General features: G+C 75.6%; 8 protein-coding genes. 5 read left to right on the top strand and 3 right to left on the bottom strand.

Features of this window, described 5'->3' with window-relative positions; all coding sequences use genetic code 11:
* The first annotated feature begins 138 nt into the window (after positions 1–138).
* The 3 genes from pyk (at position 139) to WMF20_RS26900 (ending at position 4,661) form a co-directional block, all read left to right on the top strand.
* The gene (pyk, locus tag WMF20_RS26910; protein ID WP_044986218.1) at positions 139–1,566 is read left to right on the top strand and encodes a pyruvate kinase; all 1,428 of its coding nucleotides are present in this window, start codon (positions 139–141) and stop codon (positions 1,564–1,566) included.
* A complete protein-coding gene (locus tag WMF20_RS26905; protein ID WP_437604798.1) occupies positions 1,563–3,518 on the top strand; it encodes a protein kinase domain-containing protein in 1,956 nt (651 codons plus the stop codon). Before pyk ends, WMF20_RS26905 begins: the two co-directional genes overlap by 4 nt.
* An 84-nt stretch (positions 3,519–3,602) precedes the next feature.
* Positions 3,603–4,661, top strand: a complete 1,059-nt coding sequence (locus WMF20_RS26900) for a hypothetical protein (protein WP_437604797.1) — start codon at positions 3,603–3,605, stop codon at positions 4,659–4,661.
* Between the two features lie 19 nt (positions 4,662–4,680).
* On the opposite strand, the gene WMF20_RS26895 is transcribed toward WMF20_RS26900, so the two are convergent.
* Positions 4,681–5,439 (bottom strand): class I SAM-dependent methyltransferase, encoded by a 759-nt coding sequence (locus WMF20_RS26895; protein ID WP_437604796.1) that lies wholly within the window; start codon positions 5,437–5,439, stop codon positions 4,681–4,683.
* Positions 5,440–5,517: 78 nt separating this feature from the next.
* Between WMF20_RS26895 and WMF20_RS26890 the strand changes: the two genes are divergently transcribed.
* Positions 5,518–6,015 (top strand): hypothetical protein, encoded by a 498-nt coding sequence (locus WMF20_RS26890; RefSeq protein ID WP_437604795.1) that lies wholly within the window; start codon positions 5,518–5,520, stop codon positions 6,013–6,015.
* A 28-nt stretch (positions 6,016–6,043) separates the two neighbouring features.
* On the opposite strand, the gene WMF20_RS26885 is transcribed toward WMF20_RS26890, so the two are convergent.
* Positions 6,044–11,224 (bottom strand): translocation/assembly module TamB domain-containing protein, encoded by a 5,181-nt coding sequence (locus tag WMF20_RS26885; protein WP_437604794.1) that lies wholly within the window; start codon positions 11,222–11,224, stop codon positions 6,044–6,046.
* 183 nt (positions 11,225–11,407) lie between these two features.
* A complete protein-coding gene (locus WMF20_RS26880) occupies positions 11,408–13,114 on the bottom strand; it encodes a protein kinase domain-containing protein (RefSeq protein ID WP_437604793.1) in 1,707 nt (568 codons plus the stop codon).
* Between the two features lie 170 nt (positions 13,115–13,284).
* Here WMF20_RS26880 and WMF20_RS26875 point away from each other — a divergent pair, with 170 nt between their 5' ends.
* Positions 13,285–14,826: an FAD-dependent oxidoreductase gene (locus WMF20_RS26875; protein ID WP_437617172.1), complete on the top strand. Its 1,542-nt coding sequence runs from the start codon at positions 13,285–13,287 to the stop codon at positions 14,824–14,826.
* The last annotated feature ends 6 nt before the right edge of the window (positions 14,827–14,832 follow it).

The following is a 14,832-nucleotide window of genomic DNA, read 5'->3' as shown; positions in this document are numbered from 1 at the left end:
CGCGCTCGGCTGTGCGCCGGCGCGCGCGCGGCGCCTGGGCTCGTCCACCCAGCGGCTTTGTTGGAATCCGGTGAAGTCAGCATGGCTCCTTCACAATCAGGGTAGTGTCGCGACCCCTGCTCGTGGCATGCTCCGCCCGTGCTCGTACGCAGAGCGAAAATCGTCTGTACCATTGGCCCTTCGTGTGACTCTCAAACGACGCTGGAGCAGCTCATCCGCGCCGGTATGGATGTCGCTCGACTCAACTTCTCTCACGGCTCGCATGAGGATCATGGCAAGGCAATCGCCACGGTCCGCGCGGCTGCGGAGGCCTGCGGAAAGCCTGTGGCGATCCTGCAGGATCTCTGCGGCCCGAAGATCCGAGCCGGTCGCTTCCCCGGCAACACCTTCGAGGTCGCTGACGGGGCTTCCGTTACCTTGGTCGAGGCGAACCGGGACAGCCCCGTCGCCACGCCCGGCGAGATCCCGATCCTCTACGAGGGCCTCGCCTCCGACCTGCAGCCGGGCGACGTCGTCCTCATCGACGACGGCCGCGTGGTGGTCACCGTCACCAAGGTCGAGGGCGAGCGCGTCCACGCCGGCGTGACGCAGGGCGGACGCCTGCGCGATCGCGTGGGCGTGCACCTGCCGGCCAGGCGCGTGCGGATCTCCGCCCTCACCGAGAAGGACAAGGCCGACCTGAGCTTCGGCCTCGCGCAGGGCGTCGACTACGTCGCCCTCTCGTTCGTGCGCAACGCGGACGAGGTCCGGCACGTCCGCGACATCTGCGAGGCCTGGGGCCGCCCGACGCCGATCGTCTCCAAGATCGAGACGCCCGGCGCCATCGACAACCTCGAGTCGATCATCCTCGCCTCGGACGGGGTCATGGTCGCGCGCGGCGATCTCGGCGTGGAGTTCAACCCGGAGCGGGTGCCGATCATCCAGCGCGAGATCCTCGGCCTCGCCCGCGTGCACCAGAAGCCGGTCATCGTCGCGACCGAGATGCTCCAGTCGATGGTGACCGCGACGCGCCCGACGCGCGCCGAGGCGAGCGACGTGGCGACGGCCGTCTTCGACGGCACCGACGCGGTCATGCTCTCGCAGGAGACCGCGACCGGCGCGCACCCGCCGCTCGTCGTGCGGATGATGGCCCGCATCGTCACCGAGGCCGAGCAGAGCTCGTTCTACCGCTATCTCTCGAGCGAGCAGCCCGGCCAGCGCGCGAACGTCGCCGAGGCGACCGCGCGCGCCGCGTGCGACATCGCGAAGGACATCGGCGCGAAGCTCATCATCGCGTTCACCGAGAGCGGCCTCACCGCGCGGTACGCGTCGAAGGCGCGCCCCGTCGTGCCGATCGTCGCCTTCTCGCCGAACGACACGACGCGCCGGCGGCTCGCGCTGCTCTGGGGCGTGGTGCCGTTCCCCGTCGACGCGCTCCGCAACTCGGACGAGATGATCGAGCGCGCCACCGGCCAGCTGCTCGCGAACGGCCTCGTCTCGCCGGGCGACAAGCTCGTCACCATCTACGGCGCTCCCGTCGGCGTCTCGGGGTCGACCAACGCGATTCGGGTGAAGGTCGTTGAATGAGCCTGCTCGCCCGCGATAGGGGCTCGACGGGCGAGCAGGAATCCCTCTTTCGACACGCGGGCGCAGAAGGCCTCCCGAAGCTCGAGAAATACGAGCTGATCGAGGAGCTCGGCCACGGCGGGATGGCCACGGTCTACCGCGCCCGCGACCCGCGGCTCCGCCGCGAGGTCGCCGTCAAGATCATCCACAAGCACCTCCGCGAAAACGCCGAGGTCGGCGCCCGCTTCGTCGCCGAGGCGCGCGCGGCGGCGAAGCTGCGCCACCCCGGCATCGTCGAGGTGTACGACGTCTCCAGCGAGCAGGATCGCGAGCGCTACCTCGTCGTCGAGCTGCTCCGCGGCTCCACGCTGTGCAAGATCCTGAGCGCCCACCGCGACATGCCGGCCGAGATCGGCGCCGCCGTGGTGCTCGAGCTGTGCGACGCCCTGGAGCACGCGCACGCCTCGGGGATCATCCACCGCGACGTGAAGCCGGAGAACGTGCTCGTCGAGCTGCCGTCCGATCGCCCGGGCGGCAGCTGGGACGGCGCGAGCGTGGTCATCAAGCTGACCGATTTCGGCATCGCCAAGATCCTCGACGCCCAGGGCGTCACGTCGACCGGGCAGGTGCTCGGCTCGCCGGCGCACATGGCGCCGGAGCAGATCGAGGGGGGCGAGGTCGACGCGCGCACCGACGTCTTCGCGCTCGGGGTGCTCTTCTACGAGTGCCTCGTCGGGCACCTGCCGTTCGAGGGCAAGAACCCGGCGCAGGTGCTCCGCAAGGTGATCGAGGGGGTCTACCCGGAGGCCGAGCGCGAGCGGCCCGCCGTGGGCGCGCGCTGGAGCCGGATCGTCGCGGGCGCCCTCTCGCACGACATCGCGGGCCGCACGGCGAGCCCTCGCGCGCTCGCCGAGCTGATCCGGGCCGAGCTGGCCGAGCTCGGCGTCGCGGAGCCGCGCGCCGAGCTCGCCGCCTACTTCGCCGACCCCGCGGGCTACGCCGAGCGGCACGCCGCGCGGCTCGTCCCGCGCCTCGTGGCGCGCGCGGAGGCCGGCCGCAAGCGCGGCGACGTGCCGGGCGCGGCCGCCGATTACAACCGGGCCCTCGCCCTCGCGCCGACCGACCTCACCATCCTCAGGCGGATCGCGAAGCTGAACGCGAGCCGCAACCGGAGGCAGCTCGCGCAGCGCGCGCTGCTCGTGGCGCTCGCGTCGGTGGGGCTCGGCGTCGCCGCGTTCGGCGTCGCGCGCGCGCTGCGCGATTCTCCACCGTCGGCGGGGGCGCCGTCGGCGGGGGCGCCGTCGGAGGGGGACGCGCCCCTCGCGGGCGCGCCGCCGCGGCCCGTGCCGATCGACGCCCCGAGCCCGCCGCCGAACCTGCGCGCGGTCGCGCCGGGCGCCGCGGAGGCCGCGCCGAGCGCCGCGGAGGCCATGATCACGCCGCGGCCCCGCCCGCGGTTTCATCCGCCGCCCGTCGCGCCGCCGGCCGCTTCCTCGGCCGAGGCGCCGGCGGTCCGCGACGTCGTCTTCCAGATCGTCCCGACCGGCGCCAAGCTGGTGCTCGACGGGGTCGAGATCAACTGGTTCGGCGCGAATAAGGTCACGCCGCTCAAGATCGGCGCGCACAGCGTCCAGATCAGCGTGCCCAACTCGCGGTGCTGCAAGCCGTACTCGGGCGTCGTCTCGGTGGTCGCGCCCAAGCCCGGGGTCACCGCGCCGCAGCGGATCGTCTACAAGCTGGAGATCCTGCCCAGCACGGTCGTCCTGAGCGGCGCGCCGCCGAGCGCGCAGTACCAGTGCCCGCAGATCGGCCTGATCGGCTTCGCGGGCGCCCCGCAGACCGTGACCCTGAGCGACGTGTTCTGGAGCGGGCGCTGCATCTTCACGCCCCCGACGCCCGAGGCGACGCCGCTCGTCGGCAACGTCACGCTCGTGGCCGGCGAGTCGAACACCGTTTCCTGGCCGTCCGGCTGACGGCGACGCCATCATTGCGGCGTCGGCTCCGGAAATCTCAGCATCCCCGCCCAAACTCCGCTACATCACGGCGCACCCCTCCGCATGGCTGCGCGAACTCCAGGCGGGAAATCTCCCGGCGCTCGCTTCCCATCGGTCGGGAGCGGCCGCGCCCTGCTCGCGCCGCGGCGCCTCGCCGCGGCCGCCGCGGGCGCCCTCGCGCTCCTCTGCGTGGGCCCGGCGGCCGCCGACGACATGCAGCAGTTCGAGCTCGCCAAGACGCGCTTCGACGCCGGGCACTACGAGGAGGCCGTGAGCCGCTTCGCGGCGATGCTCGACCCCGCGACCCCGCCCTGCGACCGCGGCGCGACCGAGGTCGAGGGCAAGCCGTGCCGGATCTCGGATCCCGCCCTGGTCGAGCGGGCGCGCGGCCTCGCCGCCGCGGCGCTCGTGGCGCTGCGGCGCACGAGCGAGGCCGACGCCTACATCGAGCAGATCCTCCTCGACAACCCGGTGTACTCGCCGAACCCGGCGGTGTTCCAGCCCGAGGTCATCGACCGGTTCACCGCGGTCCGGGCGCGCATCCGGGCGCGGATCGAGGAGATGACCCGGCAGAAGGCGGAGGCGCAGCGCGCGGAGCGGCTGCGGATCGAGCGGGGCCGCGACGACGAGCGCCGCTGGATCGCCGAGCTCCACCGGCTCGCCGGGCGCGAGCGGGTCGTGGCGCGGAGCTCCCGCTGGATCGCGATGCTGCCGTTCGGGGTGGGGCAGTTCCAGAACGGCGACGAGGGGCTCGGCTGGTTCTTCCTGGTCAGCCAGGCGGTCGCCGGCGGGACGTCGATCGTGTCGGCCCTGGCGCTGTCGAGCTACACGAACGTCGACGTCACGCCGCGGCCCAGGGCGCCGGGCACCCCCGCGCAGGCCGTCGACATCGACGCGCTGAACAGCCGGATCGAGACCGCGGCCGCGGTCAACCGCGTGGCCTTCGGGACGTTCGCGACGCTCGTCGCGGCGGGGATCGCCCACGCGCAGATCACGTTCGTCCCGGAGCGGGTCTCCTTCCGCACGCGCCGCGTGCCGCCCCCGCCCCCGGGCTTCACCGCGGCGCCGACGATCTCCGCGCTCCCCGGCGGCCTGTACGCGGGGCTCCTCGGCCGGTTCTGACCGGGGCCGGCGGCGCGGCTCACGCCTTCTGCGCGGCGGCGATCCAGAACCCGCCGAGCTCGGCGAGCCTCGTGTCGCACAGCGCCCACTCCGCCCGGCGCAGGAGCCGGCCGAGGCCCGGCACGCGCATCGCGGCCGCGAACGGGGTCACGATGCGCACGCCCCGCGAGGCGACGACGCGCACGCCCTCCGGCATCAGGGCGGCGGCGGCGCGCGGCGCGTCGAACCGCGTGTAGACGGCGCTCTCGCGGGTCCGGTCGCTGATGGCGCCCGCCGGGCCGAGCTTCTTCACGAGCCCGCGCAGGCTGTAGGGGTTGTAGAACTCGGCGATCACGTGCCCGCCGGGCCGCACCACGCGCGCCATCTCCGACAGCGCGCGGCGCACGTCCTCGACGTGGGCGAGCACCTTGAACGAGCAGGCGACGTCGAAGCTCTCGTCGGGGAAGGGCAGGGCGGTCGCGCTCCCCTCGACGACGTCGAGGCCGCGCTCGCGGGCGCGCTCGAGCATGCCGGGCGAGAGGTCGACCCCGCGCGCGGAGCGCGCGAACGCGCCGATCCGCGCGAGCAGGAGCCCGGTGCCGCACCCGACCTCGAGCACGTCGCGGCCCTCGCCGAAGCGCCGCACGAAGTCGACCTCGAGCGCGTCGACGACATCGTGGTAGCCGCCGACGTCGCGGCCCCCGCGCCGGTCCTCGTAGCGCGCGGAGAACTCGTCGTAGTACGCCCGCGTCGCGCGCAGGTGCTCGTCGGCCTTGGCCTCGTCCGTCTGGGATCGCATGGGCTCGCTATAGTACTCCCCGGCGCGCGCGGCTTGCGCGGCGCCGCGCCGGGCCGCATCTCTCCTGCGAGGTGACCCATGAAGCCCGGCGACCATCCTGACTTCTTCCGGTTCGCGCCGCCCCCAGGAACGTCCCGCGAGAGCTCGATCCGGCTCGATCGCGAGGGCCGCTTCTGGCACGACGGCGCCCGCGTCGACCACCCCGCGCTCGAGCGCGGGCTGAGATCGTGGATCGCGCGGCACCCGGACGACGGCCGTCCGATCCTCTCGAACGGCTACGACTGGTGCTACTTCCAGGCCGACGACGCCCCGCTCTTCGTCGACGCGCTCCGGATCGGCGACGGCGGCGCGGTCACGCTGGTCCTGTTCGACGGGACCGAGGAGCCGCTCGATCCGGCGACGCTCTCCCTCGGCGAGGACGGCGTCGTGTACGCGCGCGCCCGCGGCGGCGCGCTCGAGGCGCGCTTCTCGCGCCACGCGCAGTCGCAGCTCGCCCCGCTGCTCGTCGAGGCCGAGCCGCCCACGCTCCTCGTCGGCGGGCGCGAGATCCGGCTGCCCGCGCGGGCCGCGGGGTAGCGCGGCGCGAAGGCGCCCCGCGCGCCGCTCAGTAGCGGTACTGCCAGAGCAGGTCGAGCATGCCCGAGGTCGCCTGGCGCGCGTCGACGCCCACGGTGCCGCGGAGCGTCCAGTGCTCGTCGAAGCGCCAGTCGATGGTGACCTCGGTGCGCGTGCCGCGCTCGCTCGCCGTCCCCCCCGGGGTCGGCCCGCTGTCGCTGGTCGTGGTGCCCCGCACCGCGCCCTCCTGGAAGGTGGCCTGCGCGGTCAGGTCGTCGTTCAGGCGGTAGACGAGGCTCGTCCGCAGCGTGCCGTCCGCCGTGGTCCCGAACCGCGTCGACAGCCCGCGCAGCGGCGCGATGCCGCTCAGGAGCGCGTTGAACTGCGCCGCCGCGAGCTCGCTGCCGACCGACGCGGCGACGCGGCCCGCGGCCAGCCCCGCGGGCGTCTCGGCGCCCGCCGCCTGCGCGCCCTCGGAGAAATCGGCGCCGAACAGGAGCCGCGCGAGGATGTCCTGCTGCGAGCTCGGCGGGCTCGAGGTGAAGCGCAGCGACCGCTCGGTGATGGGCCGGAGGTTGCCGTTGAAGGCGACGTGGATGCGCGTGCCGTCCGGGGCGTCCCAGTGCGCCGTGGCGTTCAGGTGCGGGTTCGACGCATCCTCCTCGCGCAGGCGCACGCGCCCGCCCTCGATCTCGAACGTCTTGCCGTAGATCTCGAGCGCGCCCCGCGTGATCACGATGCCGCCCGACACGAGCACGTCCTCGCCGATCACCACCCGCGGCGGCGCGTCCTCGGCGCTCCGGAGCCAGAGCCGCAGCCCCGCGCCGCTGACCGCCGCGTCGTGCACGTCGAACGTCATCGCGTAGCGGAGCGCGTCCGCGGCGCGCTTCTGCTTCTCCGGCCCGAGCGGGTGGGAGACGGAGATGTCGGGGTTGTCGCCGAGCGGCTGCACGTCGCGGCTGCTCGTCGCCGGCAGCGTGAGGCGGAGCCTCGGGACCGTCGCGTAGAGCGCGAGCTCGCCGGGCTTCTTCTCCGCGATGAACGACAGCGACCCCGAGGCGGTCCCGAGCGGCACCCCCTCGAGCGTGAGCGGGAGCGCCTGGTCGTCGGCGATCGTCAGCGCCCCGGCCCCGTCGCGCAGCGCGAGCCCGTTGAGCCGGAGGAGCGCCCATCCCTCCGCCAGCCCGGTGGAGCCCGCCGCGCGCAGGCCCTCGATCCGGACGACGCCGCCGCCGGCCGTGACGCGGGCGGCGACGTCGCGCAGCTCCTGGCCGAGCTCGGGGATGTGCACGACCCCGTCGCGGACCTCCAGCTGGGCGCGGACGCTGCCCCCGTCGTCTCCGTACGCGCCGCCGAGCTCGACGCGCAGGTCGCCGTCCAGGGTGCCGTCGATCTTGCTCAGCAGCCCGCCGACCAGGGGCTGCAGCGCCGCGAGCCGGAAGCGCTCCGCCGAGAGGGCGAGGTCGGTGTGCTCGCCGTCGGGGACCGGGAGGAACCCGTGGCGGAAGCGCACGCTGGCGTACGCGTTCGCCCGGAGCTTGCCGCCGCGCGGGCCCTCGAGCGCGAGCTCGGTGACGCGGAGCTGCCCGCGGTCCGTCCCGCGCTTCGGATCGATCCGCAGCGAGAGCACGCCGCGCTCGAAGGCGAGGTCGCTCCCGATCGTGACCCCCGGCAGCGCGAGGTGCGCGGTGAGCGCGGGCGCGACGTTGAGGTCGCGCATCTCGATCTCGCCGCTCACGCGCCCGCCGATGCCGCTGTCGCCGAGCAGCGGGATCTCGCCGAGCGGGACGTCGCGCAGCGTCGCGCGGAAGCGGCCGGTCCACGCCGGGGGCGGGGGCGCGCCGCGCAGCGCGCGCGGCGAGGGGGCCGCGAGGAGGCGGTCGAGCGGCGCGATCACCTCGGCGCGCGCGGTCGCGATCTCGTCCGGGCCGCGCGTGACGTGCGCGTCCAGCGTGGCCTTCTCGCTGTCGTACGTGAGCCACGCGTCGAGATCGGTGGGGAACAGGAGATCCGTCGCGCCCGTCGCGCCCGGCGGCGCGTACGTGAGGCCCCACCAGAGGGTGCGCGCGGTCAGGGACGGGCGCGCGAGGGTGCCGCCCGCGTAGGCGTCGATCCGCAGCTCGCCGGCGAGGGGCGGGAGCGCGTCGCGCACGAACGAGGGGAGGGTGGTGAGCTCGTCCACGCGGCGCCGCGGGAAGGAGACCTGCGCGGCGATGGGCGAGCGCAGGAGCGACGGCCACCGGCTCGCGGGCGGACCGGCGAGCGCCGCGAGGTCGAGGTCGACCGAGCCCGAGGCGTCGGCGAGCAGCCCGCCGTCGTACAGGGTCAGCGCGGCCTCGGCCCTGCCGGTCGTCCCGTCGAGCGAGCCCTTGAGCTGCGCGTCGATGAAGCGCGACTCCCAGGCCGGGCGCTCGGCGCCCAGGCGGTGAGGCCCCACGAGCGCGAGGCCCTGCGTCCGCACGAGCACGTCGTGCAGCGAGGGGAACGCCTCGCCGGGCGCGCGCGACACCCGGAAGCGGGTCGTGAGCTTGCCGCGGACCTCGCTCACGACGTGCGCGATCGGCATGAGCCGCGCGAGGCACCCGAGGTCCCAGTCGTCCGCGGCGACCTCGGCCTGCCCCACGAGGCCGGCCCACGTCTCCGCGCGCAGGAGGGGCCCCTTGAGCGTGCCCTCGGCGCCGGACACCCGCACGCTCGCGAGGGTGCCGGGGCACCGCGGCAGCGCGCCGTTCGACGCATCGTTCGACGCGCCGTTCGACGCGCCGTTCGACGCATCGTTCCACGCGCGTCCTCCGGCCGGCTGCGGCGCCGCCGCGTCGATGCGCACGAGCCCGTCGGCCTTGAGCTGGTCGCGCTCGAAGGTCGCGGCGAGGTGCGCCGAGACGCCGGACAGGAACGCGATCTCGCCGCCCGTGAGATCGAGCCGCACGTGGCCCGAGCGCCCGGTGTTGCGGTCCTGGTCGAGCGCGACGTCGACGTCCGCGCGCCCGCGCACGCGGAGCGGGATCCCGAGCATCCGCGCGAGGCGGCCGACGTCGATGTCGTCGCCCTGGAGCCGCCCGGTCACGTCGTCGCCGCGCACCGCGAGCTGGCCCTTGAGCGAGCCGAGCTCGGCGGAGGCGAGCTCGATCCCATCGACGGCGAGCCCTCCGGCCGACGGGTCGATGGCCGCGATCTTCCCGACGACCACGGCGCCGTCGCGCTTCAGCCGGAGCTCGACGCCGCGCAGGGCCCCGGTGGCGGTGCTCAGCCGGGCCGAGGCGTCCAGGGCGTCGTCGCCGTCGGTGACGGTCGCGCGGAGCTTCGGCGCGGCGAGCGGGCCGGAGATCTGCGCCGTGACCTCGTCGAACGTGTGGCCGCCGGCGAGCGCCTCCTGGCCGGAGAGCGAGCCGCTCACCGCGAGCGTGTCGAGCGGCCCGGTGACCCGCCCCGCGAAGCGCGCGCTGGCGAGCGCGACGTCCGGGCCGACCCGGAGCCTGGCGAACGCGCCCTCGACGTGCGCGTCGAGCGCTCCGTCGCGCAGGCTCCCCTCGACGCGCACGCGGCCGGCGCCGTCGACGGGCCCGGCGAGGCGCGGGGCCGCGGCGATCGCCGGGATGTCGGCGGTGGCCGCGAAGCGGATGCCCTGGCCGCCCGGCAGGACCGAGACGGCGGCGTCGATCGGCGCGCCCGGCTCGTGGAGGTGCGTGCGCACGTGGAGCTCGCCGCGGTCGAGCACGAGGTGGACGTCCGCGGCCGGCACCCGCTCGCCGAGCAGCTCGGTCGGCTCCGTCCGCGCCTCGACGGCGAGCCGGAGCTCGTCGCCGAGCTCGACGCGCACCCGGCCGTCGGCGGTGATCGAGGTCGCCGCCTCCTCCTCCTCCGGCGCGCGGCCGGTCCCCGGCGCGGTCTTGGTCGCGGCCGCGCCTGTCCGGGCGGGCGCCACGCCTGTCCGGGTGGACGCCGCGCCTGTCCGGGTGGACGCCGCGCCTGTCCGGGTGGACGCCGCGCCTGTCCGGGCGGGCGCCGCGCCTGTCCGGGTGGACGCCGCGCCTGTCCGGGTGGACGCCGCGCCTGTCCGGGTGGACGCCGCGCCCGTCCTGGAGGGCGCCGCGCCGCGCTCGTCGCCCGTCGCATCGGACGAGAGGCGCACGCCGAAGAGCCGCAGATCCACGTCGCGCGCCTGCACGTCGGCGTCGAGCCGGACGGGCCCCGTCACGTCGAGCCGCCCCGCGAGGGCGACGCTGTCCCCCGCCGGGCCGGCCGGATCCGCCGAGAACGAGGCCGCCACGTCGAGCTGGGGGAGATGGCCGTTCAGGGCGACGCGCGCGGCGACCGGCTCGGTCAGGGGGTGATCCGGCACGAGGCTCCGGAGCTGCTCCGGCGTGGCGCGCGGGACGCTCGCGTGCGCCTCGAGGTGATCGTCGTCGAGCACGGCCCGCGCGGTGATCTCGACGTCGGCGAGCCGTCCGGCGAAGCTGCTCCACATCCGGACCTTCTCGCCCGCGCGGAGGTGGTAGTTCGCCGTGCCGGCGGTCCGGGCGGGCAGGAGCGCGCGGTCCACGAGGCCGGTCTGGTCCACGTCGAGCGCCACGCCGTCCGGGCCGATGTGCACCGACCCGACGAGCCGGCTGATGTCGGCGTCCAGCGCGCGCGGCGGCGCGAGCTGCCCGTGGACCCACCCCCGCCCGATCTCGATGCGCGAGAGCGCGACGACGACGTCGCGCGGCGGCGCCTCGGGCGCCGACGAGGGCGGGCGGCTCGGCGGCAGCGGCGCGAACGTGTCGCCGAGGGTGACCCCGCCGGCGCCGTTGTCCTGGACCAGCACCTCGATCTGCTCGACCCGGATGGACGGGAGCTCGACGCGGAGCGCGCCCGTCCCGAGGAGCGCGCCGCGGACGATCGCGAGCACGTCGGCGCGCGCCGCGATGCCGCTCGCGCGGATCACCTTGTTCCCCCGCGGGTCGAGCGCGACCGCGGAGCGGATCCGCACGCCGTTCAGGCCGAGCCTGTCGATCTCGTCGGCGACGATCCGCCCGTAGAACAGCGAGCCGAGCAGCCGGTTCGTGGCGTCGCGGGCGACGCGGCGCGCGGCGGGCATATCGAGGTGGAGCGCGACGCCGACCGCCGCGGCGCCGGTGAACACAAGGGCCAGCCCGAGCGCCGTCGCCGCGGCGGACGCGGCGCGGCGCATGCGTCCCGGCGCGCGCGGCGAGGGGCGCCGCGGCTCTTCTGCGGGGGCGGGCGTCACGTGGGTTAGCTTAGTACGCGCGGAGCGCGGCGACTGTGCTGGCGCGCGGCGCAACACCGGGCAACGGAGGCCTGCTGCGGCGCCGGCGCGATCCCGGCGCGCGCGTCCGCGCCGGATCGGCGCGCTGCGCGGGAGATCCGCCCGCCGCCGGCGGCGCGTCCGGGGCGCGCCGGACCGGAGCGCTCAGCCGGCGAGCCGCTCGAGCTCCACGAAGAGCGTGCCGAGCTCCGGCTTGGACCGGAGCGGCGCGCAGAAGCGGCTGGCCAGGTGGAGCAGCTCCGCGTCGAGCTGATCGGCCCTGCGCCCGATCTCGGCGATGCGCTCCTGGGACTCCCGGCGCCGCGCCTCGAGCTGCCGGTCGAGCTCCTCGAGGCGCTCGCGCAGCTTCTTGATCTGCGCGTCCACCTCGGCCACCTCGTGCTCGCGGGCGATCGCCTCGCTCTCCGCCTCGTAATCCGCCTTCCGCGACGCGTACCAGCCCTCGACGAGCTCGGCCAGCCGGCGGTAGCTGGCGGCGAGCTCGAGGTAAGGCTCGGCGAACCCGCACCGGCCCTCCCAGCGCACGGCCTCCTTGTGCGCGCTCAGCACCGCGGGGACGAACGCCTGCGTCGCCGCGTTGAGCGGCGCCACCCTGGCGCGGAACGAGCGGGCCTCCTCGCGCGTGAGCGAGGCGTCGACGGTGAGCGCGTCCATCGCCCGCCCGATCTGCAGCCGGCCGTCGCGCCACTCCTCGGCGACGCCCTCGAGGCGCCGCTGCTCGTCGAGCGCCCGCGAGCGGAGCTCGACGTGCTCCCGCACGAGGCCCCGCAGCCCCTCGAGCTGCCGCTGGATCTCCGCCGGCGCGGACGCGCCGAAGGCGCGGGCCGTCATCTTCTCGAACAGCTCGAGCCGGCTGACCCAGGGATCGCGCCCGGCGCCGCGCGAGCGCACCGCCGAGTCGCGCGGCATCGCCTCGGGCGGCGGGGGGAGGGCGATCCCGCTCGCCGCCGCGATCTCCTCGAGCTCCGCGAGCACGCGGTACGCGTCGACGGGGCGCGCCGAGGGGTCCTTCGCCATGAGGGCGTTGACCAGGCGGTCGAGCGCGTCGGGCATCTCCGGCGCGAGCTCCTGGAGGTGCGGCGGCTGCTCGTTCAGGTGCTTCAGGATCCAGCTCGCCGGATCGGGCGCGTCGAACGGCAGCCGCTGCGTGATCATCTCGAACATGATGACCCCGAGCGAGTAGAGGTCGGCCGGGGGGCCCGCGTCGATGGTCGTGCTGCGCTCGGGCGCCATGTACTGCGGCGTGCCGAAGATCTCGCCGAGGTTCGTGAGCCGCGCGTCCTGCGCGCACCGGGCGATGCCGAAGTCGAGGAGCTTCACCCAGTCGCCCTTCAGCAGGAACACGTTCTCGGGCTTGAGGTCGCGGTGCACGACGTCGAAGTCGTGCGCGCGGCCGAGGGCGCGCGCCATCTGCACCCAGATGGGCAGCGCCCGCGCGAGCGGCACCCGGCTGCGCTCCACCACGTCGGCGAGGCTCGTCCCCTGGAGCAGCTCCATCACGAGGAAGGGCAGCCCGTCGTCGGTGTCGCCCTGATCGAAGATCTCGATGATGTTCGGGTGCGCGAGCCGCTGCGCGTGCCGCGCCTCGCGCCGGAAGCGCTCGCGCGTCGTCGTGTCCTGCGCGAACTCGCGGTTCAGGATCTTGATGGCGCACGGCGTGCCGATGAGCTTGTTGTAGGCCCGGTAAACCGTGGCCATCCCGCCGATCCCGAGCGCCTGCTCGATGACGTAGCGGCCCGCGATCGACATCCCGATGCGGGGGTCCTTCTCGGAGACGAGCGACGAGCCGTCGATGAAGCAGAAGGTGCTCTCGGCCGGATAGCGCTGGTGGCACTGCGGGCAGGTCTTCATGGCGGGCACGTCGGCTGCAAGGCTACACTCTACGGGCGGCTGCTCTCGAGGGTCAACGCTCGCCGCGCGCCTCGCGCTCCGCGCGCTCCTTGGCGAGATTCCGTGCGACGCCGGACGGTGCTGGGCGATACGCCGCGCGCGGGCTCGCCGCGTTATGTTCTCGCGACGTGATGGACGACGAGGTCCCCTTGCGCGCGGTGGTGATCGGCTCGGGCGTCGGCGGCGCGGCCGCGGCGCTCCTCCTGTCGCACGCCGGTATCCCGACCCTCCTCGCCGAGAAGGAGCGCCGCCTGGGCGGCTCCGCTGCGGCGGTCGAGAGGGACGGCTTCCGTGTCGATACAGGCACGCACATGCTCTGCCGGGGCGAGGACGGCCCGCTCGGCGACGTGCTCCGCCGCGTGGGCCAGGGCGACGCCATCGCCTTCCGCCAGAGCGGCGAGCCCGCCGCGCTCTGCTTCGCCGGCGCCGCGCGCGGCGCCCGCGCCGGGGCTGCGCGCGGCGGCCGCGTCGCCCTCCCGGCGGATCTCCGGCGGCTGGCCGCGACCGCGCTGGATCTCGCGCGCGCCCTCGAGCTCACGCCCCTGGAGGCCGCGCGCGCCGCGCGCCTCCTCGCGCACGCGACGGCGATGCGCGACGTGGACCTGGCCGCGTGCGACGACGTGACGGCCGAGGCGTACGCGGCCCGCTTCCTCCCGCGCGCCGCGGCCGCGGCGCGGCTCGGCGGGCTGCTCGGCCTGCCGCTGCTGCTGCCCGGGTCCGAGGCGTCGGCCGGCGAGGCGCTCTTCGCCTTGCGCCAGCTCGCCCGCTCCGGGCGGCGGAGCTACCCCGAGGGCGGCGCGGCCCGGGTCCCCGAGGTCTTCTGCCGCCTGGCCCGCGAGCTCGGCGCCGCCGTGCGGACGGGCACGGTCGTGCGCCGCGTGCTCGTGCGCGATCGGCGCGCGCGCGGCGTGGAGCTCGACGACGGGACGACCCTGTCGGCGCGCATCGTGGTGAGCACGGCCGGCGTCGCGTCCACCGTCGCGGAGCTCGTGGGCGAGCCGCACTTCCCCGAGGCGTACGTGGCGCGCGTCCGCGCGCTGACGCCGCTGCCGAGGCAGGCCCAGGTGAAGATCGGGCTGCGCCGGCGGCTCGCCGCGGCGGGCGCGCTCGCCGGCCTCGGCGGCGGCAGCGGCGCGCCGGCCCTGCCGTTCTACTGCGTCGCGCCGACGCGCTTCGATCCGTCGCTCGCGCCGCCCGGGCACGAGCTCCTCTGCGCGTGCGCCGTGTCCGGCGCGAGCGGCGGCGCCTCGCCCGGCGCGCCCCCCGCGACGGTCGACGAGCTCCTGCGCGCGCTCGCCGGCGCGGTGCCCGGCCTGCTCTCCGAGGCGGTCTTCGTCGATGGCTCGCCCGGGGACGAGCGCGGGCCGGCGTGCGGTCCGGGCGGCGAGCCCGCGGCCGGGACCGCGCAGACGCCCGGCCAGGTCGGCCGCGCGCGGCCGGCGGTGTACACGCCCGTGCGGGGGCTCTACCTCGCGGGGCGCGCCGCCGGCGGACGCGGCGCGGGCATGGAGCTCGCCGCCTCGAGCGCGATGGAGTGCGTCGATCGCATCCTCGTCGACCTGGGCCGCGATCTCGGCGCCCCCGCGCCCCCGGCGCTTCTCGACATCGCCGGCGATCTGCTCGGGCGCGTCGCGGCCTCCACCGTGTCGTGGGTCGCGCGTCCGCGCGGGTAGGTCGAC

It is taken from the genome of Sorangium sp. So ce834 (assembly GCF_051521425.1).
GTDB classification, from domain to species: domain Bacteria; phylum Myxococcota_A; class Polyangia; order Polyangiales; family Polyangiaceae; genus Sorangium; species Sorangium cellulosum_D.
Note: the sequence above shows the minus strand (reverse complement) of the source record. Positions and strands in the feature narration are given on the sequence as shown.